Raw genomic sequence first — 23,086 nt, 5'->3', positions numbered from 1 at the left:
ACACCCGCAACCCGATGGAGGCCGGCGATGGCAACCGATACCGCGAACGAGACGGCTTCGCCCTGGCATGCGGGCGAGCTGACCATGCAACGGACGCTTGGCGTCGCCGAACGGATGCTCGACGTCGGCCGGCGGGTGATCCGTGACTACATGCCTGACCAGCACCGGCAGTTCTTCACGGGGCTTCCGTTTCTCGTGCTCGGCACCGTGGACGAAGCTGGCGCGCCCTGGGCCACCGTGCTCGCCGGCCCGCCGGGCTTCACGCAGTCTCCCACCAGCACAACGCTGCATGTCGAGGTGATGACGGACCCGCGCGATCCGGCCAGTGCTGGCTTGGCCGAGGGGGCCGGGATCGGGCTGCTCGGCGTGGAATTCCAGACCCGCCGGCGCAACCGGATGAACGGCGCGGTGGCGAAGCGGACAGCGACAGGCTTTGATGTGAAGGTGTCGCAAAGCTTTGGCAACTGTCCGCAGTACCTTCAACTGCGTGAGCCTGCGTTTGCGCGCGACCCGTCGGAGCCGTCGCCCGCGCCCGTGCAGCGGCTGGGCGAACTGGGGCCGCGCGAGCGCGCGCTGATTGCGGCGGCAGACATGCTGTTCGTGGCATCGTATGTCGAAGGCGAGGGCGGCGGCGTGCGGCAGGTTGATGTATCGAGCCGGGGCGGCAAAGCCGGATTCGTACGTGTGGGCGCCGATGGCGTGCTGACCGTGCCGGACTTTGCCGGCAATCTGTTCTTCGCCACGCTGGGCAACTTCGTCGTCAATCCCGTCGCGGGCATCGCGTTCGTCGATTTCGAGACCGGCGACATGCTGCAACTGAGCGGAACCGCCTCGGTCACGCTCGACCACCCCGAGATCGGCGCCTTCCAGGGCGCCGAGCGACTGTGGCACTTCACGCCGCAACAGGTCGTGTTCCGCCCCGCAGCGCTCCCGCTTCGCTGGAAGTTTCTGCCGGACGGCTGGTCGCCCAACTCGTTGATGACCGGAAGCTGGGAACAGGCCGCGGAGCGGATCCAGGCGGCGGCCCTGGCCAACGCGTGGCGGCCGTTCCGCGTCATCGACATTGTCGACGAGTCGTCGACGATCCGGTCGTTCCATCTGCAGCCCGCCGATGGCGCCGGACTCGTCCCGCACCTGGCCGGGCAGCATCTGCCGATCCGGGTTACGCCGCCGGCGTGTGGCAAGCCTGTCATCCGGACCTATACGATCTCGGTCGCGCCCTCGGACGGCCACTACCGGATCAGCGTGAAGCGTGAGGGGCTGGTTTCTGCGTTTCTTCACGACAGCTTGCAGGTGGGCAGCGTGATCGACGCGCGTGCGCCGGCCGGACAGTTCGTCGTGGATGCTGCCGAGCGCCGGCCCGCGGTGTTCCTCGCTGCCGGGGTCGGCATCACGCCGCTGCTGGCAATGCTCCGGCACGTGGTGTATGAAGGGCTGCGCAAGCGCAGGGTGCGCCAGACGTGGGTGTTCCAGTCCGCAAGGTCGCTCGGCGAGCGCGCGTTCACCGGGGAACTGCGGCGTCTGGCTGAAGCGGCCGAGGGCAAGGTGCGTGTGGTGCAGGTGTTGTCCGAAGCTGGGGACGCCGTGGAAGGCATGGATTACGACATCGCCGGACGCATCGACGTGGCGCTGTTGCGGCGCACCTTGCCGTTCGACGACTACGACTTCTATCTCTGTGGACCGCCCGGATTCATGCAGGCCACGTACGAAGGGCTGCGCGACCTCAACATTGCCGATTCGCGCATTCACGCTGAGGCATTCGGGCCCGCTGGCCTCGCGCGGCGGCAGGACGCCGCCGCCCCGCAGACAGCGCCGGTCCGCCGCCCCGCACAGGTGCCCACGCCGGTCGCGTTCGTCCGCTCCGGCAAGGAGGCGCGCTGGAGCCCCGCCGATGGCACGCTGCTGGATCTTGCCGAGTCTCGCGGCCTGAGCCCCGAGTTCAGCTGCCGTGGCGGCACTTGCGGCACTTGCCGTACCAGGATCGTCGAGGGCGCGGTGGCCTATCTGACGGCGCCGGCCTTCAGCACCGGCAACGATGAAGCGCTGATCTGCTGCGCCGTGCCGGCTGACCAGGCATCGGGCGGCGCGGCGCGCCTGCTGCTCGACCTTTGACGGCTGGCTCGCCTGCCACGCTGAGGTAAGCTAGTGCCCGCGCCTTCGGCGGGAGACAAACAGACATGGGCATACGCGAGATCGAGATTTTCCGGGCGGTGATGACATCGGGCAGCATGAGCAAGGCGGCCGTCCTGCTCGGCGTCTCCCAGCCGGCCGTCAGCCAGGCCATCCGCAAGCTCGAAACCGCCGCCGCCGTCAGCCTGTTTTCCAGAACGCGCGGCCGGCTCGAACCCACGTCGGCGGCCAGCGCACTGATGAACGACGTCGACCGGTTCTTTGCCGGCTACGAATACATCGAACATCGCATCCGGAGCCTTCGGTCCTACGGGCTCGGGCGCCTGACAGTCGCCATCAATCCGGCCTTCGGCCTCGGTTTCATCTCGCGCACGATTGCCGCCTTCGAAGCAGCAAAGCGGGGCGTGCAGGTGTCGCTTCAGGTCATGAACACGCACCAGGTTCACGAAACGGTGTCCGCCGGCAAGGTGGATTTCGGACTGATGGCGGCCGGCATGTCCATGGCCGGGTTGGAGCATTCGCCATTCGCCCAGCTACACGCGGTAGCGGTGATGCGCGATGGCCACCCGCTGGCCCGGCGCCGGACGGTGGCTCCGCAGGACCTTGAGCGGCAACCGTTCATCGCGCTGAACTCGGCGGACCCGACGCGCATTTCACTCGAGGCCCGCTTCGGCGAAACTGGTGTTTTCCTGAAACCGCTGGTGGAAACGCCCAATTCGCACACGGTCTGCGAGCTGGCGCTGGCAGGGGTGGGCGTCGGGGTATCACACCCGCTGGTGGCTGCCGACTATCTGGACAGGGGGCTGACAATCCGGCCGCTGTCGGTGGACGTGGTGCTGAACAGCGTCATCGCCTTTCGCGCCGGCTCGCCGCTCTCTGAACACGCCAAGGGCGTGATCCGGCAGATGCGCCTCCAGCTTGCGCAGGAGTCTTCCGCATTGGCCGCCAGGATGGCCGCCTGAGGATATAAGCACAGCTTATCGACCACCTCGGCCGGCCATATTGCGTTGCGGCGAGGGGTTTACCAGAATGGCTGGGAACCCAACCTATAAGCCCAGCCTATGGACCTGTCTTCCGTCCGTGTCGATGCCATTGCCCCGATCGCCGCTCACCCGCACGCCGCATCCGCTGGCGAAGACGCTGCGTGGCGCAGGCATTCGCGCCTGCTGCGCGACGGCAGGGTGCCAATGTGCGCCTGGGGCAGATGGATCGACCGGCGCCGCGAGCCCCGCACCCTGACGTCGCCGCTGCTGAACGCGCACTACACGATCGAGATCCTGCTTTCCGATACGGTCGTCGACTATCACATGGGTGGGGCAGCCGTTTTCACACGGGGCGGCCAGTTCGGCGCCGCGCAGGTGACGCCACCGGGAGAGCGGGTGCGGTGCCGGTTCGAGCGTCCGGTGGAATCGGTGCTGCTCTACGTACCTGCTGCCACGATGCATGACACGCTGCACCGGTGCGGCCAGCACATTCCGGCCGGATTCACGCTGGAGGACCCGAGTTTTCGTGCCGACCCGATCCTCGGACGTTTTGTCGGCGCGCTGTCTGAAGCGGCGAGCCTGCAGGATGCCTCGGCCACGCCGTTCATCGACCACGCCTGTCAGACCGTCATCACCTATCTCGTGCGCGCCCAACTGCAATCGCAAGCCACGGACAGGCATGCCGGGCTGCAGACCTGGCGGCTGCGCAAGGTGTTGGACTTCATCGGCGAGAACGTTGCCGAGACGGTTTCGCTACAGGCCATGGCCGATCAGGCCGGACTCAGCCGCATGCACTTCGCCGCGCAGTTTCTGCTCGCAACCGGCATGACCCCACATACCTATCTCACTGAAGCCCGGCTGGACATCGCCCGGCGGCTGCTGACGGAAGGACGTCTCGCCCTGGCAGACGTCGCCATGCGGACCGGGTTCCACTCGCAGGCGCATTTCACCAACGTCTTCCGCAAATCCACGGGCACCACCCCCGGGCGATGGCGGGCGCAGGTGAGGGAGGCCGAAGGCGAGAGGGCGGGGCAGACCTATCTGTCCTGACTTGCACGCTTCAACAATCGCCGTGAACCGCCGTCAGGCCGTTTCGCTGGTAGCCTCGCCGGCCAGCACGAGGTCCGAATCTTCCGTCGCCATGGCTACCGCCGTTGCATTCTCGCCTTCGGCGGCAATGTCGCCGAGACCGATGACCACCGTGATGTTCGGCGTCCAGTTCTTGCGGTCGGCGCTGGCTTCGGCGAACGTGGTGACCGTTGCGGTGTAGCCCTGCGCGCGGAGGTCGTCTGCCAGCCGATGGGCGCGTGGCTCCAGAGCCGTCTCGGGATTCTCGTCGCTGATATCGAGGATCAGGGTGGTCTCGAACTCCTCCTTCCCCTTCAGGATAGCCGTCTGCATTGCCTTGAGTTGCTTGTTCGCGAGCGCGACGAGTTTGCTGTATTTGGCTTCTTCCTGGCTGGCGCGCAGTGCCTTGGCGGCGTTGAGGATTTCGGTGCGGTCCACGAACATGATGGCCTTTCGAGATTAGGGAGAGGAAGCGTGTCGCCGCACTGGTCTGCCTCGGGGCAGATTTTTCGGAGTCGCGACGACAACTGTATAAATATACAGTGGTCGTCCGCCAGACCGCAAGCAATATGGCGCGGCAGTTCGTGCGCCACGATCGCGGCGCCCGACATGGCGACAGTCAGCGGGGCGCCGACAGAGCGGGCGCCATCGTCGTGCGAAAATCCGCGCTTACCTTGCCCTGTCGATCGCCCGATGAAGACCATTCGCCTCTCCCTCGTCGCCTTGCTGACCGCTTCGGCATTCGTGGCCGCCTGCTCGGACCGAAGTTCGTCCTCCAGTAAGCCTGCGGAGGGCACGCCCGTTTCGGCCAGCGCACCCCACACCGACGAATGGCTCGGCAAGTGGACCGGGCCGGAAGGTACGTTCCTTGAATTGGCGGGCGGCCATGGCAAATACGAGGTCACCGTGCAGAATCTCGACGGTCCGCGCAGGTTCGAGGGCCGGTATGCCGACGGCGGCATCGAATTCGAGCGCGACGGAACGCGGGAAGTGATCCGCGCCAGCGATGGCGCCGGGACCGGCATGAAATGGCTCGCCGGCAAGAAGAACTGCCTGACCGTTCGCTCCGGCGAAGGCTACTGCCGGGACTGAGCACCGCGACCCCGGCTCGCGACGCTCAGCCGCGTGCGGTCAGACCGAGCGCATCAATCCACCGTCGACCCGGATGTTCTGGCCCGTGATGTAGCCAGCGCCGTCTGACAGCAGGAAGGCGATGGTCGCGGCCACTTCCTCGGCCTTGCCATAGCGTGCCATCGGCACCGATTCCCGGCGCGCATCGACTTCCGGAAGGCTGTCGATCCAGCCGGGCAGTACGTTGTTGATGCGGATATTCTTCGGTGCGTAGGTGTCGGCGAACAGCTTCGTGAAACTGGCAAGTCCCGCGCGGAAAACGGCGGAAGTCGGGAACATGGACGCCGGCTCGAACGTCCACGCGCTGGAGATGTTGACGATCGAACCGCCGCCCTGGGCTTCCATGACCGGCGTCACCAGCCGGATGGCGCGAACCGCGCTCAGGAAATACACGTCCATGCCGGCATGCCAATTCTCGTCGGTCAGCTCCAGCACAGGGCCGCGTGGCCCGTGGCCGGCGGAATTCACGAGGGCGTCGATCCGGCCCCACTTCTCCATGGCCAGCGCCACCAGGCGTTTTACGTCGTCGTCGGACTGGTTCGATCCGGTCACCCCGATCCCGCCCAGTTCCTTGCCAAGCGCCTCGCCTTTCCCGGACGAGGACAGTACGGCCACGTGGTATCCATCCTCCGCGAGCCGACGCGCTGCGGCCGCGCCCTGGCCGGAGCCTCCGGCAGTGATCAAGGCAACCTTGGAAACGGTCATTGTTGTTCTCCTTCGATGATGGCGGGATGGTAGCGCCATTTTTCCTTTGCAGCAGGGCCATCAGATTGGCCCCGATGTCATCTACCACCAAGGTCGTATGGTCTTTGTGTCTGGCTTCAGGCACAACGGGCACTCGTTTCCAACGGCCGCCATCGACCCGGGAGCGGGCCAGTCCCTTGCCAGGCTACGCCGTCCCGCACCACTACGTTCAGACATGCTGGAGAAACTGGATACCACAACGGCCATGGCCTGGACGCGAGCTATTGCAGGGCAACTCGATGCGGGGGATGTCATCGGGGCCATGTTGTCGGCGGCGTTCGAAAGATTTGGCGCCGAGCAGGCGGGGATGATCCAGTGCGATGCGGACGGTTTGGCCTTCCTTCCGGACGCGCACGTGCTTTCAACGACAGGGATGTCTCGCCTGGCGACTCGGAGCCCCGATGTTCCGCTGTCCGCGGCGCTGGACATCCTGAAGGCTGGCGCGCCGTGGGTACCCGCACCTGAAGCCCAGCGTCACGGCGACGCGGGAAGCACTGTCCTTTGCACCGCCGTCGAGTCGGGCAGCGCACTCCACGGCGTGCTGTTCGTGAAAAGGCGAGGGCGGCTTACCGCGGCCGGCCTTGCCGAACTGCGTTTCCTCAGTGGGCTGGCCGGTACGGCGCTGCGCAATGCCAGGGCTCATGCGTCCGTGGCGCGGGGCTCGCAGGTCCGCGAGGTCCTGAACACGAACATCCTTGGTATCTTCATATGGGAACGTGGCGGCCGGATCCTTGAGGCCAACGAAGCGTTTCTGAGAATCGTTGGCTATGGCGGCGGTTTCGGCCTGCCAGCGTCGCTGGATGTGCTGACGCCCGAGGAATGGAAGCCGGCCATCGCGCGTCGGGAAGCGCAATTCAGCAGTGGCGAGGTGCTTCCTCCGTTCGAGCGGGAGTTCCTGCGCCGCGACGGCAGTCGTGCGCCGGTACTGGTTACCGCCACGAGACTGGACGAGGACTCCCGTCAGCGCGTCACGTTCGTGCTGGATCTGACCGAGCGTCGACGCATCGAGGAAACGCTCGAACGCACGAAGGCGGAACTGGAACACGTCTCGAAAGTGACCGCACTCACCGCGCTGACAGGATCGATTGCCCATGAGATCAACCAGCCGCTTGCTGCCATCGTGGCCAACGGCAGCGCGGCGATTCGCTGGCTGGATCGTCCCCGGCCCGTGGTGGCGGAGGCATTGGAGTCCGTCGAGCGCATGGTCTTCGACGGTCACCGGGCCGGCGCGATCATCGCTGGCATCCGGTCGCTGCTGACCAGGCATCCGACCCGGCGGCAGCCTGTCGACATGAACTCGCTGATCGAGACGACCGTGCTCAATCTCCGGCGGGACGCCGCTCGTTCGAAGGTGCAGATACGCTTGCACCTTGAACCGGGTATCCCGATGGTCATGGGGGACGAGGTGCAGCTTCAGCAGCTGTTGGGAAACCTGCTGGTCAATGGCATCGAGGCCATGCTGCCCCTCTCACCGGAAGCGCGGTCATTGTCGATCCGATCCTCCTTGGCCGGCGAATGCGTGGAAGTGTCGGTTCACGACGCGGGTTCCGGCATGGATGCGAGTATCGCGGCGAAAGTGTTCGATCCGTTCTTTACCACGAAGCAGGAGGGCCTCGGGATGGGGTTGAGCATCAGCCGGCTGATCGTGGAAGCGCACCAGGGAAGGCTATGGGTGGATCGCGACGAGAAGGAACAGACAACGTTCCATTTCGCGCTTCCCGTGGCCAGGGCGGGCTCGACGGAATAAGGCCGGCTACTGGATCTCCGGATACCCGAGGGATTGGACCGCATCGCTCGCCAGGCGTGCGTAGGCGGCAAGGTCGGGCCGCTCGAATCGATTCACGGCGACGGCTGCGAGCAGGGCCGCGTAGTCCGAGCGCTCGTGCAAGCGACCCAGCCAGTCCACCAGATCGGTACGCGCGCGCTCAGGCAGGCCGGCTGACGCGACCAGGAGCGGATTCGGCGTCCAGGGAGTGGTGGCGACAGTCCGCAAACCATCGAGCCATGCAGGGTCGTGCAGGCGCAGCAGGTCGAGAAAGAACGAGTCCAGCGCGGTGACATCGATCTCGCCATCACGCAGCGCGGACAGCGCGCGCATCGGTGTATCGAGCGGGCCGATGGATGCCGCAAAAAGGCGCTTGCCTCCATGTGCCAACGGCGCCAGCAGCCTGCGTGCCGCGTGATAGCCGGACTGCGAGTGCTGTGCCATCCAGCCGAAACGCGTTCCGCGCAGATCCTCCAGTGTGTGCAATGGGCTCGCATCCCGCACCAGCAGCTCGCTGCGGTAGCGGGCGTGGCCCGCGTACCCGGCTGGCGCCGGCACGGGCGCGGCCAGGGCCACAACGGGTGCCATGCCTTGCGCGAAAGGCAGGCCACACATGAAGCCGCAGGTCAGGTCAGGACGTTGCCACAGGGCCGGAAGCGGGGCTGGCCATGCGTGCGGGATGACCTCGACCGTCCAGCCCAGATCGTCGAAGACACGCGACAGCAGTGCGTGCCACGCCTGCGCAACCGCTGGCGTGGCGTTGTACATGCGCGTTGAGGCGATGCCCGCTGCCATGTCAGGCGAACCGTAGCGTTTGGCCCAGCCCGAGGTTGCGCGCCTTGGTCAGCATGGCGTGCCCGAGCGCTATGTCGGTCGTGGAGAGCCCGCGATGCCAGAACAGGATCGTTTCGTCGTCGCGCTCGCGTCCCGGCTTGAGGCCAGCGACGATCTGGCCCAGCTCCGCGTGGAGGTTCTCTTCGTTCAGGCGTCCGCTGTCCACGTGCTGGCGCAGCGCGCCGTAGGGCAAACCCTTGCGGCACTGGCCCCAGTCGTCCACCACCATCTTGCTCATGATGTCGGTCAGCGACAATTCCACCGCACTCATCGTGCCGTACGGAATGACGAGCGCGCCTGGCTTGATCCAGCTGGTCAGCAGCTTGGGCTCCGGCCTGGGCAGGCGGGACGCCTCGACCACGATGTCGGCGCCACGCACGCACGATTCCCAATCTTCGGTGACGATGACCGGCTTGCCCAGATCGCGCGAGAGCCGTTCGGCAAACGCAGTGCGGCTCTCGGGCCGACGCGAGTGCACGCGGATCTCGTCGAAATCGAAGATCGAATCGAGCAGCCGCACATTCCAGTACGACGTGCCGCGCGCGCCCACGTGCCCGAGCACCTTGCTGTTCCGGCGGGCCAGGTGCCGTGCGCCGAGCGCGGTCACGGCACCGGTGCGCATGTCGGTGATCGCCGTGGCATCGATGACAGCCAGCGGCACGCCGTTGTCCGGATCGAACAGGTTCAGCAGCGCCATTTCCGAGGGCAGACCGTGCTTGTAGTTGTCGACATAGTCCGACACCACCTTGACGCCTGCCACATGCAGCGGCTGGATAAAGCCGCGCAGGACATTGAAATGTCCCTTGTCCGACGATTCCGGCACCAGATGCACGCGCGGTTCGATCACGGTCTGCTTGCGTCCCTGCGCGGCGAGCGCGCCTTCCACGGCGGCGAGGATCTCGGCATCGGTCAACGCCAGGGCGGCCACATCGGGCCCGTTGAGGTAGGTCAGGTAAAGCTCTTGCATGGCGGCTCCTTACTGCAACGGGGAAATGTTGGCGCGATGCACGATGGCACGCCATTTGGTGGTCTCGCTGGCGATGGTTTCGCCGAATGCCTGGCTGGAACTGCCAACGGGCTCAAGGCCCAGGGCGTCGAGCTTCTGGCGCACATCGGGGTCGCGCAGCACGCGTGCCACGTCGGCCTGCCACTTGCGCACCACGGCGTCAGGTGTTCCCTTCGGAGCAACCAGCCCGTACCAGGAGGTGACGTCGAAGCCCGGATAGCCGGATTCCGCCACGGTCGGTACGTTGGGCAACTGCGGCAGCCGATGCGGGCCCGCCACCGCGAGCGGCACCAGCTTGCCAGTGCGGATGTGCTGGAGCACCGTGGAGATGCCGCCGAACATCATCTGCACCTGGCCGCCGAGCACGTCGTTCAGTGCCGTGGCCATGCCGTTGTAGGGTACGTGCACGGTCTTGATGCCGGCGTCGAGATTGAACAGTTCGCCCGCCAGGTGTGCGCCGCTGCCACTGCCCGGCGAAGCAAAATTGAGTTCGCCCGGACGTGTCCGCGCATAGGCGACCAGTTCCTTGAGCGAGCGGGCCGGCACGGACGGATTGACGACCAGCACGTTTGGCGACGCCGCCAGCATCGTCACCGGCACGAAGTCGCGCGTATCGAACGTGAGCTTGCGGAACAGGATCGGATTCACGGTCAGGTTGCCCGCGGGCGCCAGTCCGAGCGTGTAGCCGTCAGGCGTCGCGCGCGCCACGGACTCCATGCCGATGTTGCCTGCGGCGCCCGGCTTGTTGTCGATGACGACCGGCTTGCCCCACGCCTCGGACAGCTTCTGGCCGATCAGGCGCGGCAGGGCATCGGCCACGCCGCCGGCCGCGAACGGCACGATGATCCGCACCGGGCGCGCCGGATAGTCGTCGGGCTGGGCCAACGCCAGGCGCGGCAGGGCCGACATCGACAGGGCCGCCAGCCCCATCGCCAGGAACAGCAGCCGTTCGCCGGCCGATTTGCGCAGAATACGCTTCACGCGAGACTCCCCGTCCATCCACATTCGAAACATTGACCCGACATTCCCGCGTCGTCGATCTTGTACCCGACGTCGAGTTGTATAGACTGATGTTACGCAGGCCGGTCGTTACTGTATAGACAACTTTTCGCATAAGGCAAAGCGGTTTCCGCATATGCGAGCGTCAGGCGCGTTAGCGCACGGCCACGGTGCGGCTGGCACGAGTGCCGTGCAAGGCCATGCCCCGTTGCGTGGCATCATTCCGTCGTTCACAACTTCGTCAGGGAGTCAGACCGCCATGCGCCCGCACGTCCAGGAAGATCCGTCAGTACCGGCGTTCGCGCGCATCAAGCAGTACGTGCTGGCGCAGATCGGCGCGGGCACATGGAAGGAAGGCGACGCGATACCGGCCGAGATTGCGCTGGCCGGCACCTTCGGGGTCTCGCGCATGACCGTGAACCGTGCGCTCAATGAACTGGAGGCCGAGCAGGTGCTGGTGCGGCGGAAGGGTGCGGGCACCTTTGTGGCGCAGCAGCGTTATCAGGCCACGGTGGTCGAGATCCGCAGCATTGCCGAGGAGATTCGGGGGCGCGGCCATCGGCATCGCAGCGCGCTCCACCGTCTGGAGCGGCAACGTGCCACGCGCGCGCTGGCCGCGCAGTTCGGCATTGCCGAGCGCAGCACGTTGTTTCACTCGGTGATCCTGCACTTCGAGGACGATGCACCCATCCAGGTGGAAGACCGGTGGGTCAATCCTGCCCTGGCACCTGACTACCTTGATACGGAGTTCGCCAGCACCACGCCCAACGAGCACCTGATGCGCGTGGCGCCGCTACAGCGGGCGGAGTACTGGATCGAAGCGCGGGTGCCCGCCGAAGAGATTGCCGACATGCTTGCGCTTGGCCCGGCGGAGCCATCGCTCGTGCTGCGCCGGCGCACCTTCTCGCACGACGCGGTGGCATCGGTTGTCGTGCTCTGGCATCCGGGCCAGCGCTATAGCTTTGCGGGCGCTTTGGGCGCGGCGTTGCCCGGGTAGGGACTTTCCGCACGATGCAAGCGTGTGAGGAAGTTGGAAGTGCGCAAGGCCTGCGTGGCAAGCGCGAGCGCCTGCGTGCTCGCAATCAGCGCGGATATGCTCGCAGCGGCGTTATCGGGCGGTACGGCGTGGCCGGAACGCGAGAGATGGCGGTGGTGGGCAGTCAGAATCAAGGCGGTTCTTCGCTCAACAGGGTCAGCCTCAACGTTACCGCCGCGAGGATTGCCGACGAATCGTCCTTTCTCTTAACTCGCTGTCATCGAATCGGGAATCGCTGTCGTAGGCGGACCGCCGACGCTGCGCGCCGCCGCTGACTTTGGCCGGCAGCGCGGCCGATACCGATCAGGATGCCTTCCTCGCTCCCCTTCCGGCCCTGGACAGCGGCAGATCGGCCAAACGCTCGGCGATGACATGACGCAACGCGGGCGAGGCATCCATCTCCTCCAGCAGACCAGGCCAGTGGGCGTGTGCCAGCGACACGGCCTCCTTGACCGCCGCCGTAGCGATCCGCTTGGGAATGCCGGCTTTTCCAGCGATCTCTTCATACAGATCGAGGGTCTCGTTGCGCTGGAACGCGTCAATGGCGACGTTCTGGCCATAGGACGTGAAATTGGGCAGGGCGGCGACGCACACGATGTCGTAGGCAGGCGAGAGTTCGGGCAGTTTCCGGTCCGCGTAGATCACCGAGAAATTCTTGAGATGTGCGTCGCTGTTGCCGAGGAGTGTATTGACGGCCTGGCGCACGAAAAACTGCCGTACGTTCTCGAATCCATTCGGGCTAAGCCGGTACAGTGCGGCCACCAGCCGGATGTATTCGTCAAGCTTGGCGTACTTCCTGCCCGGCATCCGGCCAAGCATCTGGCACCCGTCCTCTGCATGGACGCGCCCGCCGGTGGCGGTGCGGTCGAAGCGCTCCACCGCAAGGTAGTGCAAGCCTTTTCCCATCCAATCCGCCAGGTCGGGCACGTCGATGCTCGACATCGGAAGTACCTGGACCGGGGCGATGTTCACGCCGGCAGCCGCCGCCAGATGCATCGAGACATATTCGTTGAACACCTGAGAGTCGTCATTCCTGGCCGGCAGCTTCGCAATGATGTCCGATACCTTGTCGCTGGTGGGCAGCGTGTAACGCTCGCCCCGGCGCATTGTCGACAGCGCCAGCTTGTTCTGCACGCCCGAGACTGACGCGGCGCCTTCCGTGGCGCCCTCGACGACAGCAATCTCCAGGTTATCCGCCCCGCCCGTCACGCCGTAGGTGCGGACGTACTCGGGCAGGGCGCCAATGTTGGCGGGCTTCACCACGACAGCGCCCGGCAAATCATTGCCGGCGGAGGCAAGGACACCAAAATCGTCCTTGTCCTCCGGGTTCTTTCGGGTGGCCTCCAGACGGTTGCGCAGTTCGCCTTCCGGCAGCAGCCCGGCGAAGTAGGGGGGCAGCTCTCCGCCCGTGTTGTAGATAGCCGGGTGGAATGTGTTGTCGAACACTTCCGAGGTGGCCTCGCGGCCAATCTCGGTCGGGAGGGTAATGGAGAGACTGAGCGTGTCGCGATCGTTATTGCCCCGGTATTCCTCGGTCGGAACGAAGCGCGTATTCCCGCCGGCTTCGCAGAGGAAGCCGCAAAGCCGACCGTGAAGGTGGACTTCCAGATAGCGTGGATGGAGTTCAAATCCCATTACTTGTCCAGCAGATAGTCCAGCGTGGAACGGGCACTGCGGTCGGGACCGCTGCCTTTGCCCTCAAGAATCTGGCGCACTTCGGCCAGATTTTCCCTCGGTACCATCACCCATTCGGCGCCCATCGCAGCCGCCAGTGCCTCGAACGTCGAGGCGCGACTATCCTTCTCCCCGCGAAGAATGGCCGACAAATTCTGGTGCGCCATGCCGATCATCCGACCCAACTGGGAGATGGAAAGCTGGCGCCGGATACGCATCGCCTGAGACTCGGAAAGTAATGACATAGCATGCATGAAATGCGGTTTGACATGCTTTAGTATGCAACTCGCGGCTGCCGAAAACAAGGTTCTGCATCTTAAAATATGTATTTATCGCGTAATGCATTCCATCGTATGCATGTGAAGAAAAGGTGCGGGCGGCTAGGAAGGCGCACATGCAGTTGCGGTAACACGACCAGCTTGCGGCCGACGGACAAGGCACACGCCAGGAGAACGGTGATATATTACATATCACACCACGCCCCCTCACTCCCGCCATGTTCGATCCCTCTCTGCTAGGCCGGATAGCTTTCACGCCCCCCGATCCCTCACAGGCCCATTTCCCGCCGGGGCGCCATCGGCTGGGAATTGCCGACGAGCGGGACGCCGTGCTGTACGTACCGGCCGGGATCGGTACCGGGCCCGTTCCCTTGCTGGTCATGTTCCATGGCGCCGGCGGTTTTCCGGAGAAGGTGTTGCCGTTCATCGAGCCCCATGCGGACGCACATGGCTTTCTGGTACTCGCGCCGCATTCGACTTTTCCCACGTGGGACATTGTGATCGGGGGCAACGGGCCCGACCTGGAAAACCTCAACAGGGCGTTGACCGCCGTCTGCACCCGTTATCGGATTCGGCGCGACCGGCTGGCGTTCGCCGGCTTCTCCGATGGAGCGAGCTACGCGCTTTCGATCGGTATCACGAATGGCGACATTGCCAGCCACGTCATCGCGTTCTCAGGCGGCTTCATGTCAGTCTTCATGCAGGAAGGAACACCAAGAGTCTTCATTGCACATGGTCTGGCAGACGAGCAGTTGCCCGTGCAGACCAGCGGCCGTACCAATGCCGCCAAGCTGAGAGCCGCTGGCTACGACGTCGAGTATGTCGAATTCAACGGCATGCATGCGATCCAGCCGCCAATCGTGACCGAGGCTATCCGTTTCTTCCTGGCCTAGCCCCCTGTCGTGGTAGCCGCAGGAATTGCTGCTAACGGAGTGCCATCCATGAATTTCGAGATTCCGCAGTCCCTGATTCATCCGCTGCTTGCCATGGTCGACGCCGAGTCGCCGCTGGCCCGGCAATTGAAGGAGCACGGCATCTGTCATGGCAGCATGTCAGTGTCGGCCCGCCTGTTCGATGCACAGTCCTTGAGCTCGCTTTACACGCTGAGCAAGGCGCAGAACGAGCGGGAGCTGCTGTTCCAGATGCTTGCGCTCGACAACATCTACAACGCACCCCAGGCGCGCACCATCCCGGGGCTGGAGTTGCTGGTGGCAGGGCTTGTCGCCTACCTGTCGCGCGATGTGATTGACGGCTGGCTCTACCAGCGCAGCCGTGACGGCGTACTGCTGCCGTGGCTGGTTCAACGCATCCGCCACGTACAGCCCGAGCAGGGCATGCCGTACGTTGCCATCGACATGCTGGCGAACACCATGCTGTCGGCCAACTCGGAACTGACCGACCCCGCCCGGCGCCGGGCAGGCATGACGACCTCGATCATCATCACGAAAGACGAGATCGTCGACCGCACCATTCCCCAACTGCTGGCCGAGTTCGGCTTTTTCAAGGAATGCGCGGAGTTCCGGCAGGAGTACGACCGGCATGCGCAACTGTTCCTGCGCTACCAGCGCAGCTTTGGCGCGCAGTATCTCGCCAGGGGCGCTGCGTTCACCGTGGAAGGCAAGGGCGGCGTGGCGCTGGCACGCCTTGGCAACGGCGTGGCGGCGCGTTGCATCAATGACGAGGAGCGGCTGGAGCGCCGCTTCGAAGTGACCTGCGATGCGGAATTCTGGCGCCGGGCCGGCATCGCCACGGGCTTCGAAAGACTGCCGCTGCACTGCTACGTGCACCTGTTCCATCTTGAGTGGCACCGGAACGTCTGGGTCCATGTGCAGCACCTCGCTGAGTACCAATACCGGCCGGAGCTGCGCGATAAGCTGGTGCTGCCCGACCACCACCGGGACTTGATCGACATCCTGACCTCGCACATGGATGTCCTGGTGGAGGATTTCGTGCCGGGCAAGTCGGGCGGCACGACCATCCTCTGCCAGGGCGCGCCCGGCCTGGGCAAGACGCTGACCGCGGAGGTCTATGCTGAAATCGTCCGCAGGCCGCTTTACCGCGTGCATTCCGGGCAGTTGGGAACGACCGCCGCATCGGTCGGGGCCCACCTCATGGAGATACTCCGGCGGGCCATGCGCTGGAATGCGGTGCTGCTACTCGACGAGGCGGACGTCTACATCCGGCGCCGCGACAATGATCTGGAGCACAACGCGATCGTTGCCGAATTCCTGCGCACCCTCGAATACTTCAGCGGCCTGCTGTTCATGACGACGAACCGTACCGGCGATGTCGACGATGCCATCCTGTCGCGGTGTATTGCCACCATCCAGTACGAGACGCCGGACCGCCACGATGCGTCGCGACTGTGGCGTCTGCAAGCGGAGCAGTGCGGCGCATTGCTGGACGATGAACTGGTGAATCAGCTCACCGCTACTTACCCGAAAGCCAGCGGACGCGACATCAAGGAACTGATGAAACTCGCGACCCGCTATGGCAAGGCCAAGCAGAAGGCATTGACCCCGGAGGTGTTCAGGCTGTGCGCGCAGTTCCGGGAAATCGAGACCCGGGGGTAGCAGCTCAGCCGCGCCTCCATCACAAGCCGACATGGCTGGCCGCCACCTTTCGCAGCAGCGCCCCAAAAGCGGTTTCGATCGGCGTGCGAGGCCGCCCGCTGCTGTAGATCAGGCCCGTAGTGCGCGTCGGGCGCGGACTTTCCAGGGGAACGGCCTTGAGGGTGGAGTCCGGCGGCAGCGCATGCCGTGAAAGGATGGTGGGAGCGTGCGTCTCGCGCACGAGGGTCAGCAACGATGGAATGGTGCCGGATTCGATGATGACATTCGGCACGGTGCCGGCCGAGGCGAACGCCTCCTCGATGATCTGGCGCGTCTTGAAACGCTGCGGCAGCATGACCATGTCGCGGCCGTGCAGTTCGATCATGCGCACGCGCTTGCGCCGCGCAAGGACATGATCGGTGCGGGTCACCAGCACGAGTTCCTCGTCGCACAAGGGCTCGAACTCCATGTCGCGATCTTCCGTCGGCTGATAGGCGATGGCCAGATCCATGTCCCCGTCGCGCAGGGATTGGGTCATGTCTGCAAGCGTAAGCTCTTCGATGGTCACCCGCACGCCTTCGTGCTGTTGCCTGAACAGTAGCACCGTGCGAGGCACGATCACGATGTTGAAGGTCTGGGATGTTGCGATGCGCAGGTGCCCCGTGAGCGAGCCTGTGGACGCCTTCAACAGCGCCGTGCCCCCGTCCAGCACCCTGAGCGCCTCGATGACCCTGGGCAGGAAGAGCATGCCTGCGGCGGTGAGGCTTACCCGGCGTTCGTTGCGTTCGAACAGCGCGAGATCGAGTTCGTTCTCGAGTTGCTTGATCTGATGCGACAGGGTGGGCTGCGTGACATGCACCTGTTCGGCAGCCGCCGTGAAGTTCAGGCGCTCCGCGAGCGCCACGAAATACCGCAGGTGCCTCAGTTCCATATCCACGCCCCGCTATAGATGGTGTCGATGATTAAGATTCAAATTATCTACTTTGTCAATTCCTTTCCGCTCCGTAGAATCGTTTCGACGACAAGAAAGGGGGAAGACAATGAGAATCGGAAGACAGGCTTCACCGCATACCGCCATTTCCACGGCCGACGCCCACAGCATCACCATCCGGGGGAAAGACCTTTGCAGCGAGTTGATGGGCAAGTACGACTTCGTCGACTTCTATCACTTTCTGCTGACCGGCGCGGACGCCACGCCCGCCCAGAGTCGTCTGTTGAACGCGGCGCTCGTTGCCATCGCCGAGCACGGGCTGACGCCGACTGTGCAAGCCGCACGCATGACCTACGACGCTGATCCTGCGGCGCTGCAAGGGGCCGTGGCGGCGGGCATCCTGGGGGCAGGGACAGTCGTGATGGGAACGTCCGAGCTTTGCGGCCGGTTCCTGCATGACATCGTTTCGACCCAGCAGGCCACGGGCGAGCCATTGGCGGCAGTGGTTGCCGAGAAGCTTGCGCAGCACAAGGCCGCAAGGCAGACCGTGCCCGGTTACGGCCATCCGCTGCACGGCGCTGGTGACCCGCGCACCGCGCGGCTGCTCGAACTCGCGGCGGAACTTGAGGTGCGCGGCCCCTATCTCGATGCGCTATTCGCGGTGGAAGAGGCCATTCCGGCAGTCTATGGGCGCAAGTTGCCCATCAACGCCTCGGGTTCCATTCCTGCCGTGCTTCTTGCCGCCGGGTTTCCGCTTGGCGCGTTGAAGGGCATTCCGATCCTCGCCCGCACGGCTGGTCTGCTCGCCCATCTGTTTGAAGAGGCCTCGCGCCCCATCGGATTCCTCATGGCGGAGCACGCCGATCAGGCCATCGGTTATGACGGGCCGCCAGCGTCTGCCCGATAGCCGCGCGCAATGCCAAGCCGTTGTCGTCATGCAGCAAACCAATTCGACGCAAAGATGGGCGCATAGACGCCTTACCTACATCATCACGGAGACAAGCCTCATGGCGAACCACCTTCTCAACGCTGCGTTGGCAGCGTGCATTTCGGCAGTTGTGGCGGGACTCAGCGGCCCGGCGCTCGCCGCCGACTCTGGCAAGACTGCACAGATCATCGTGCCCTATTCAGCAGGCGGCACCACCGATCGTATCGCCAGGCTGGTGGCCAATGGACTCACGCAGGAACTGGGAGAAACGTTCGTCGTGGTCAACAAGCCGGGCGCTGGCGGCACGCTGGGCACCGCGGAGGTGGCGCGAGCCAAGCCCGACGGATACACGCTGGGCGTGGTATTCGACTCCCAGGCCGTGAATCAGTACATGTTCAAGTCGTTGCCGTATGACACCTTCAAGTCCTTCACCTACGTGACGTTGGTGGTGTCCGCGCCTCACGTGCTGGTCACCAGCAAGAAGTACGGCTCGTTGCCGGCACTGCTGCAGAACGCCAAGGCCAAGCCTGGAACGGTGTCGTTTGGTTCAACCGGACAGGGCACTTCGAACCATCTCTATCCGCTGCTGCTTGGTAACCTGGCGGGCGTGGATCTTCTTCCGGTGCCTTATCAGGGTGGAGGCGGATCCTTCCTCCCAGACCTGCTGTCCGGACGCTACGACATGGCGTCCGGCACGTTGGGCTACTTCCTTCCCTATATCAAGGATGGCCGTCTTCATGCGATTGCTACTGGCGGGGTCAAGCGTTCGCCGTTGCTGCCGAACGTGCCGACGGTGGCAGAGAGCTATCCCGGCTTCGAAGCGTCGTCCTGGGTTGGCCTGATCGCCCCGGCTGGATTGCCGAAAGACAAGGCCGACCGATTGCGCAATGCCCTGCGTAGTTCATTCAACTCGCCGGCAATGAAGGAGCAACTGCTGGCCGAAGGCTACGACATCGAGGTCGGCACGTCTGAAGCCTTCGTCACGCGCGTGCGTCAGGAGTCCGAACGGCTCGGGGCGATCATCAAGGAAAAGAACCTCGGCGAACAATGAAGAAGGCCACCACTATGACGGAATTTTCCACGCAGTCGGCACTGTACTCGGCAGGAGGCACAGGCGACATGATCGTGAATGCGCTGGAGCGCCACGCCGGGCGGACCGCGTTCGTCTGTCAGGGTAAGCCAATCAGCTACGCCCATGTTGCAGAGCAGATCAGCCGTACGCTACAGCATTTCGAGGCGATTGGCCTGCGGCCGGGCGACGTCGTGATGCAGCTTACCGGTAACCGCTACGAGATGTTCGTGGTCATGGCGGCCGCGTTCATCGGCGGATATGTCTCGGTCATACCGAACTATTCCGGGAGCCTGGACGATCATCGATACATGCTGGAAGACAGTGGCGCCGTGCTGCTTGTCGTCGATGGTGCGCGCGTGGAGCGTGGCCAGCAGCTACTGGCGGCCGCGCGACAGCCCCTTCGGCTCGCGTCGCACGACACCCATCCGGCCATCTCCGACTTCTGGCTTGCGGTAGCGGCCTACGCCCCGAAGCCGCTGCAGGCCAGGGACGACCCTGCAGCCAATATCCGGCTCATCTATACAGGGGGCACCACCGGTGTGCCGAAGGGCGTCATCACGGAAAGCCGCGCACTGGCGTTTGCATCGCTGCTGCATATCGCGGAGCAGAACCTTGATACGGGCACCAGACTGCTGGTGTCTTCACCGCTGTCTCACGGGGCCGGCGCGCTGCTGATACCAGTGCTCGTCAAGGGCGGAACCGTGGTGATTCACGATGGCTTCGATGCCGGGCGGATTATCGAGGCCATCGAGAACGGGCAGGCCACGACACTGTTCGTTGTACCCACCATGCTGTACACACTGATGGACCACCCTCGCATCGGCGGCGTGGATCTGGGCGCGCTCCGGCGCATCATCTACACGGCCGCGCCAATCTCGGAACGTCGCTTGGCACAGGCGCTGGCGCTGTTCGGGCCGATCCTCCACCAGAACTACGGACAGACGGAGGTCCCAGGCACCATCCTGTCGCTGACAGCGGAAGACCATCTGCACCCCCGGGGAGACAAACTCACATCGGCCGGGAAGCCGTATCCCTGCGTGTCAGTCCGCCTGGTCGACGATCACGGCAACACACTGGCGCGCGACGGGGGCATTGGCGAATTGTGCGTACGGGCCCCGCATGTCACCCGCGGCTACTGGAACAAGCCGGAAGCCACCGAAGAACTGCTGCGTGACGGGTGGCTGCACACGGGCGACATGGCCTATCAGGACGGCGATGGATATTTTCATATTGTCGATCGCAAGAAGGACATGATCATCTCCGGTGGCTTCAACGTGTACCCCCAGGAGATCGAGAATGTCCTGGCCAGCCATCCGGCGGTGGCAAGCGCTGCCGTGATTGGTGTGCCGGACGAGAAGTGGGGCGAAGCCGTCAAGGCCATTGTTGTGCTGCGAGTTGATGCGAGCACAACCGAACAGGAACTGGTGTCGTTTGTCCGCGCCCGCAAAGGCGCTGTCATGGCACCGAAGTCAGTAGCGTTCACGGACGCTCTGCCCATGACCCCCCTCGGCAAGATCGACAAGAAGGCATTGCGGGCCGGCTATTGGGAGGGACGTAAAACCGCCGTGGTCTAGCGGAGCGCAAGGCATTCCGCTTGTCGCGCGCCAAGCCGCATCCGCACGAGCTTTGCCCTCAAGCAGGTGCTCTACAGCAGGGTGCTGCCTCATCATGTCCCTGTCGTCGGAAGACAGCCCCGTCGCCACGCCGGATTCCTTCCACGGTCATGTTTTGCGCTACTTGCCGGTTCGCTCGAACTGCGGAAGCTTCCAGGCGCCCGAGATGACCGCGTCCTTCGGCTGGTAGATGCGCAGGATCGCGTAGAAACCTCCGCTTGGCGAAGGCAGCCAGTTGCCGCCTTCTGCCGGCCGTCGCGGCGACACGGTTACGGAAAAGCTGCCATCGGCATTTTTGCGAATGCCAGGAGTATCGCTGCCAAACTTGTAGCGATTGATGGGATTCTCGATCAGCATTTTCGTCTTCGCGTCGTAGATCGTGAGCGACCAGAACGCATCGTTCGGCGGGTCGCCGGTGAAGCGCACCACATAGTCATTCGCCCCGTCGAGTGGCTGGCCCGACTCGTCCGTATAGCGAATGGGGTAGACCGCTTCCTTTTCACCCTGTCCGCCCAGGTACGGGCCGGCAACTACCGCGCGCAATGGATAGTCGTATCCGAAGCTGTCCAGTCCTCGCACGTAGTTCCAGCCCTGACGCACTTCCGATGCCTGGGCGATGGCCGAGACAGGGATCATCGGTGCATCGTTGATAGCGCGCGTCAGGCCCTTGCGCTGGCTTTCATTGAGCTTGCTCGGGTCGAACCCCTTTTCCGTGAGGCCAATCCGGGCGAACTGCTCTGCGAGCGCCTTGTCTTCGACGCGAATCGGGTTGTCCTTCAGCGCCGCGCCCAGGTGCTTGTAGAACCCAAGAGGATCGGTTCCGATATCCGGCAGCGGCGCGAGCGAGGCGGCAGGTGCCTTCCAGTCCTTCTTGCCCACCGCCGACAGCGGTCGGAGGTCGAACGCATCCTGCAGGGCGTGGAGCTTTTTCATGTCCTCGCCAGGGGATACCCGCATGCGGCCCCACAGCCATACCTTGCTGGTCTTGATATCCAGCCGCTTGACACCGGCCGGCAGCTTTCCGTTCCAGCCCGGGCCGACAAGGGCAAAGCGACCGGCCTTGGTGCCTGTCACGCGGCGGCCGATGTAGTGCTCCAGCTCCTGCCACATGTTGAACGTATCCACTACGTAGTAGCGGCCGCCTGTGTCCGGAACCGAGAGGATGTAGGGCTCCCGGGACAGGTCCACTACCGCGCTCAGGTACGTGGTGTCGTTGTTCGCGGTTGGCATGTCCAGCGCCGAAGGCGTAGCCAGATCGCGCGCCCAGCCGACCTGGTTCAATGGGGCCCGATAGCTGGTGGAGGGCTTCGGATGGGGCACATCGATGTAGTCGCGGGACACACGCTCCATTCTGACCAGCGGATAGCCCCAGACGTATGCCGACAGGCCGAGCTGGTACGCGTCGTACTCATTTCCCTTCGCAACGTTTTCCGGCGTACCGGCTGCTTCCAGCAACGGGTCAGGCCAGTCCGCGGCCTGACTCGCCGGAATCACCACAATAACAGCGGCCGCCGCCAGACTCACGCTGAGACGCTTCGAGAGGCATTTCATTGGGATGCTCCTTTAGCCAGGCAGGGGTCGATATCGGCCCCTGCTCCATCTGACCGAGTATGCCGACTCAGCCGTCCGGAATGCTGCCGCCTCCGCATTTCTCGCAAAGTTTCAGATCGGTTGCAGAATCATTCACTTCGCGAGGGAAGTCGTTCCGCGGGGGCGGAAGAAGCGGACCCAGAAGGCCAGGGACGAGGGCTGAAGGGTTGTACAGTCAGCGTTCCACCCCGACAACCGTCCCCACCGGGCGAGCCCGCGCATACCTCTCCGTAAACTTCACGGCGCCCCACAGCGCCGCCACTGTCAGAGCCACGCCTGCTTTCGCATGATTCTCCATGACGATGTCGGCCAGCGTCATGACACCGAACGCGGCAGCCCAGCAGGCCGTGATCACATAGTTCTTGCGCAGGAATGCCGGGTGCCGGACCGCCTCCGGTGCCCCGCGCTCAGCTGCGTATTGCATCGTGAAAGGCATGCGAACCAACATCGAGGCCAGCACGATGGCCAGCAGGCCGCCATCCACCAGCAGGCGTACATGGGCCAACGACCAGTCGGGCCCGGAGCGCAGCGCGTAGAGTGCGAGCCCGCCGAACAGGATGGCTGCGCCGATCTCCAGCAGCTTGATGTGGCGTCCGGTCATGGCATCGCGCACCAGCAGCGCGAAGGCTGCCAGCGCGCCGGCGGCAAGCCCGTGCGCGGTGCCGGCAACGTGCGCCACGACAGCAAAGGCGAGAAAGGGGAGGAAGCCGAGTAGCAGGTTCATGTTGTGTCTCCAGGAATCCGGGGTGTCG

General features: G+C 64.3%; 21 protein-coding genes. 11 read left to right on the top strand and 10 right to left on the bottom strand.

The window, feature by feature from the left end; all coding sequences use genetic code 11:
- Positions 1 to 27: 27 nt before the first annotated feature.
- From EV147_RS11790 to EV147_RS11780, 3 genes are all read left to right on the top strand, one after another.
- Positions 28 to 2,112, top strand: a complete 2,085-nt coding sequence (locus tag EV147_RS11790; protein ID WP_130391378.1) for a 2Fe-2S iron-sulfur cluster-binding protein — start codon at positions 28 to 30, stop codon at positions 2,110 to 2,112.
- Positions 2,113 to 2,177: 65 nt separating this feature from the next.
- Entirely contained in the window at positions 2,178 to 3,092 is a 915-nt protein-coding gene (locus EV147_RS11785) for a LysR substrate-binding domain-containing protein (protein WP_130391377.1), read from the top strand.
- Positions 3,093 to 3,191: 99 nt separating this feature from the next.
- Complete coding sequence (locus EV147_RS11780) at positions 3,192 to 4,163, top strand: helix-turn-helix domain-containing protein (RefSeq protein ID WP_130391376.1); 972 nt, start codon at positions 3,192 to 3,194, stop codon at positions 4,161 to 4,163.
- Between the two features lie 33 nt (positions 4,164 to 4,196).
- Here the strand turns inward: EV147_RS11780 and EV147_RS11775 are convergent, their stop codons facing one another.
- The gene (locus EV147_RS11775) at positions 4,197 to 4,625 is read right to left on the bottom strand and encodes a hypothetical protein (RefSeq protein ID WP_130391375.1); all 429 of its coding nucleotides are present in this window, start codon (positions 4,623 to 4,625) and stop codon (positions 4,197 to 4,199) included.
- A gap of 249 nt (positions 4,626 to 4,874) precedes the next feature.
- Here EV147_RS11775 and EV147_RS11770 point away from each other — a divergent pair, with 249 nt between their 5' ends.
- Positions 4,875 to 5,273, top strand: a complete 399-nt coding sequence (locus EV147_RS11770) for a hypothetical protein (RefSeq protein ID WP_130391374.1) — start codon at positions 4,875 to 4,877, stop codon at positions 5,271 to 5,273.
- 39 nt (positions 5,274 to 5,312) lie between these two features.
- Here the strand turns inward: EV147_RS11770 and EV147_RS11765 are convergent, their stop codons facing one another.
- Positions 5,313 to 6,017: an SDR family oxidoreductase gene (locus EV147_RS11765; protein ID WP_130391373.1), complete on the bottom strand. Its 705-nt coding sequence runs from the start codon at positions 6,015 to 6,017 to the stop codon at positions 5,313 to 5,315.
- 214 nt (positions 6,018 to 6,231) lie between these two features.
- Here EV147_RS11765 and EV147_RS11760 point away from each other — a divergent pair, with 214 nt between their 5' ends.
- Positions 6,232 to 7,803 carry a sensor histidine kinase gene (locus EV147_RS11760; protein WP_198680225.1) on the top strand — a complete coding sequence of 524 codons (1,572 nt, stop codon included), beginning with the start codon at positions 6,232 to 6,234 and terminating at the stop codon, positions 7,801 to 7,803.
- A gap of 6 nt (positions 7,804 to 7,809) precedes the next feature.
- Here the strand turns inward: EV147_RS11760 and EV147_RS11755 are convergent, their stop codons facing one another.
- From EV147_RS11755 to EV147_RS11745, 3 genes are read right to left on the bottom strand one after another with little or no spacing between them, the layout of a single operon-like run.
- The gene (locus EV147_RS11755) at positions 7,810 to 8,616 is read right to left on the bottom strand and encodes a phosphate/phosphite/phosphonate ABC transporter substrate-binding protein (RefSeq protein ID WP_130391371.1); all 807 of its coding nucleotides are present in this window, start codon (positions 8,614 to 8,616) and stop codon (positions 7,810 to 7,812) included.
- A 1-nt stretch (position 8,617) separates the two neighbouring features.
- Positions 8,618 to 9,622: an ornithine cyclodeaminase family protein gene (locus tag EV147_RS11750; RefSeq protein ID WP_130391370.1), complete on the bottom strand. Its 1,005-nt coding sequence runs from the start codon at positions 9,620 to 9,622 to the stop codon at positions 8,618 to 8,620.
- Between the two features lie 9 nt (positions 9,623 to 9,631).
- A complete protein-coding gene (locus tag EV147_RS11745) occupies positions 9,632 to 10,642 on the bottom strand; it encodes a Bug family tripartite tricarboxylate transporter substrate binding protein (RefSeq protein ID WP_235844700.1) in 1,011 nt (336 codons plus the stop codon).
- A gap of 277 nt (positions 10,643 to 10,919) precedes the next feature.
- Between EV147_RS11745 and hutC the strand changes: the two genes are divergently transcribed.
- Complete coding sequence (hutC, locus tag EV147_RS11740; protein WP_130391369.1) at positions 10,920 to 11,657, top strand: histidine utilization repressor; 738 nt, start codon at positions 10,920 to 10,922, stop codon at positions 11,655 to 11,657.
- Between the two features lie 342 nt (positions 11,658 to 11,999).
- Here hutC and EV147_RS11735 read toward each other — a convergent pair whose 3' ends face one another.
- Entirely contained in the window at positions 12,000 to 13,331 is a 1,332-nt protein-coding gene (locus tag EV147_RS11735) for a type II toxin-antitoxin system HipA family toxin (RefSeq protein WP_130391368.1), read from the bottom strand.
- Entirely contained in the window at positions 13,331 to 13,588 is a 258-nt protein-coding gene (locus tag EV147_RS11730) for a helix-turn-helix domain-containing protein (protein ID WP_235844699.1), read from the bottom strand. The genes EV147_RS11735 and EV147_RS11730 overlap by 1 nt, the downstream gene beginning before the upstream one ends.
- Positions 13,589 to 13,866: 278 nt before the next feature.
- On the opposite strand from EV147_RS11730, the gene EV147_RS11725 reads away from it, so the two are divergent.
- Both EV147_RS11725 and EV147_RS11720 read left to right on the top strand, forming a co-directional pair.
- Positions 13,867 to 14,541 (top strand): alpha/beta hydrolase, encoded by a 675-nt coding sequence (locus EV147_RS11725; protein WP_130391366.1) that lies wholly within the window; start codon positions 13,867 to 13,869, stop codon positions 14,539 to 14,541.
- A 48-nt stretch (positions 14,542 to 14,589) separates the two neighbouring features.
- Positions 14,590 to 16,221 carry an ATP-binding protein gene (locus tag EV147_RS11720; protein WP_130391758.1) on the top strand — a complete coding sequence of 544 codons (1,632 nt, stop codon included), beginning with the start codon at positions 14,590 to 14,592 and terminating at the stop codon, positions 16,219 to 16,221.
- A gap of 19 nt (positions 16,222 to 16,240) precedes the next feature.
- Here the strand turns inward: EV147_RS11720 and EV147_RS11715 are convergent, their stop codons facing one another.
- Positions 16,241 to 17,131 (bottom strand): LysR family transcriptional regulator, encoded by an 891-nt coding sequence (locus tag EV147_RS11715; RefSeq protein WP_130391365.1) that lies wholly within the window; start codon positions 17,129 to 17,131, stop codon positions 16,241 to 16,243.
- A 109-nt stretch (positions 17,132 to 17,240) separates the two neighbouring features.
- Between EV147_RS11715 and EV147_RS11710 the strand changes: the two genes are divergently transcribed.
- From EV147_RS11710 to EV147_RS11700, 3 genes are all read left to right on the top strand, one after another.
- Positions 17,241 to 18,038 (top strand): citryl-CoA lyase, encoded by a 798-nt coding sequence (locus EV147_RS11710; protein WP_130391364.1) that lies wholly within the window; start codon positions 17,241 to 17,243, stop codon positions 18,036 to 18,038.
- A gap of 100 nt (positions 18,039 to 18,138) precedes the next feature.
- Positions 18,139 to 19,110 (top strand): Bug family tripartite tricarboxylate transporter substrate binding protein, encoded by a 972-nt coding sequence (locus EV147_RS11705; RefSeq protein ID WP_157994680.1) that lies wholly within the window; start codon positions 18,139 to 18,141, stop codon positions 19,108 to 19,110.
- Entirely contained in the window at positions 19,107 to 20,705 is a 1,599-nt protein-coding gene (locus tag EV147_RS11700) for an AMP-binding protein (protein ID WP_130391362.1), read from the top strand. Before EV147_RS11705 ends, EV147_RS11700 begins: the two co-directional genes overlap by 4 nt.
- Before the next feature lie 159 nt (positions 20,706 to 20,864).
- Here EV147_RS11700 and EV147_RS11695 read toward each other — a convergent pair whose 3' ends face one another.
- Both EV147_RS11695 and EV147_RS11690 read right to left on the bottom strand, forming a co-directional pair.
- On the bottom strand, positions 20,865 to 22,295 hold the full coding sequence (locus EV147_RS11695; RefSeq protein ID WP_130391361.1) for a DUF1254 domain-containing protein: 1,431 nt from the start codon (positions 22,293 to 22,295) through the stop codon (positions 20,865 to 20,867).
- A gap of 214 nt (positions 22,296 to 22,509) precedes the next feature.
- Positions 22,510 to 23,058 carry a hypothetical protein gene (locus EV147_RS11690; protein ID WP_130391360.1) on the bottom strand — a complete coding sequence of 183 codons (549 nt, stop codon included), beginning with the start codon at positions 23,056 to 23,058 and terminating at the stop codon, positions 22,510 to 22,512.
- Between the last annotated feature and the right edge of the window lie 28 nt (positions 23,059 to 23,086).

The sequence above is a fragment of the Cupriavidus agavae genome (assembly GCF_004217045.1).
Lineage (GTDB): Bacteria > Pseudomonadota > Gammaproteobacteria > Burkholderiales > Burkholderiaceae > Cupriavidus > Cupriavidus agavae.
This window is presented reverse-complemented; position numbering and strand designations above follow the sequence as displayed.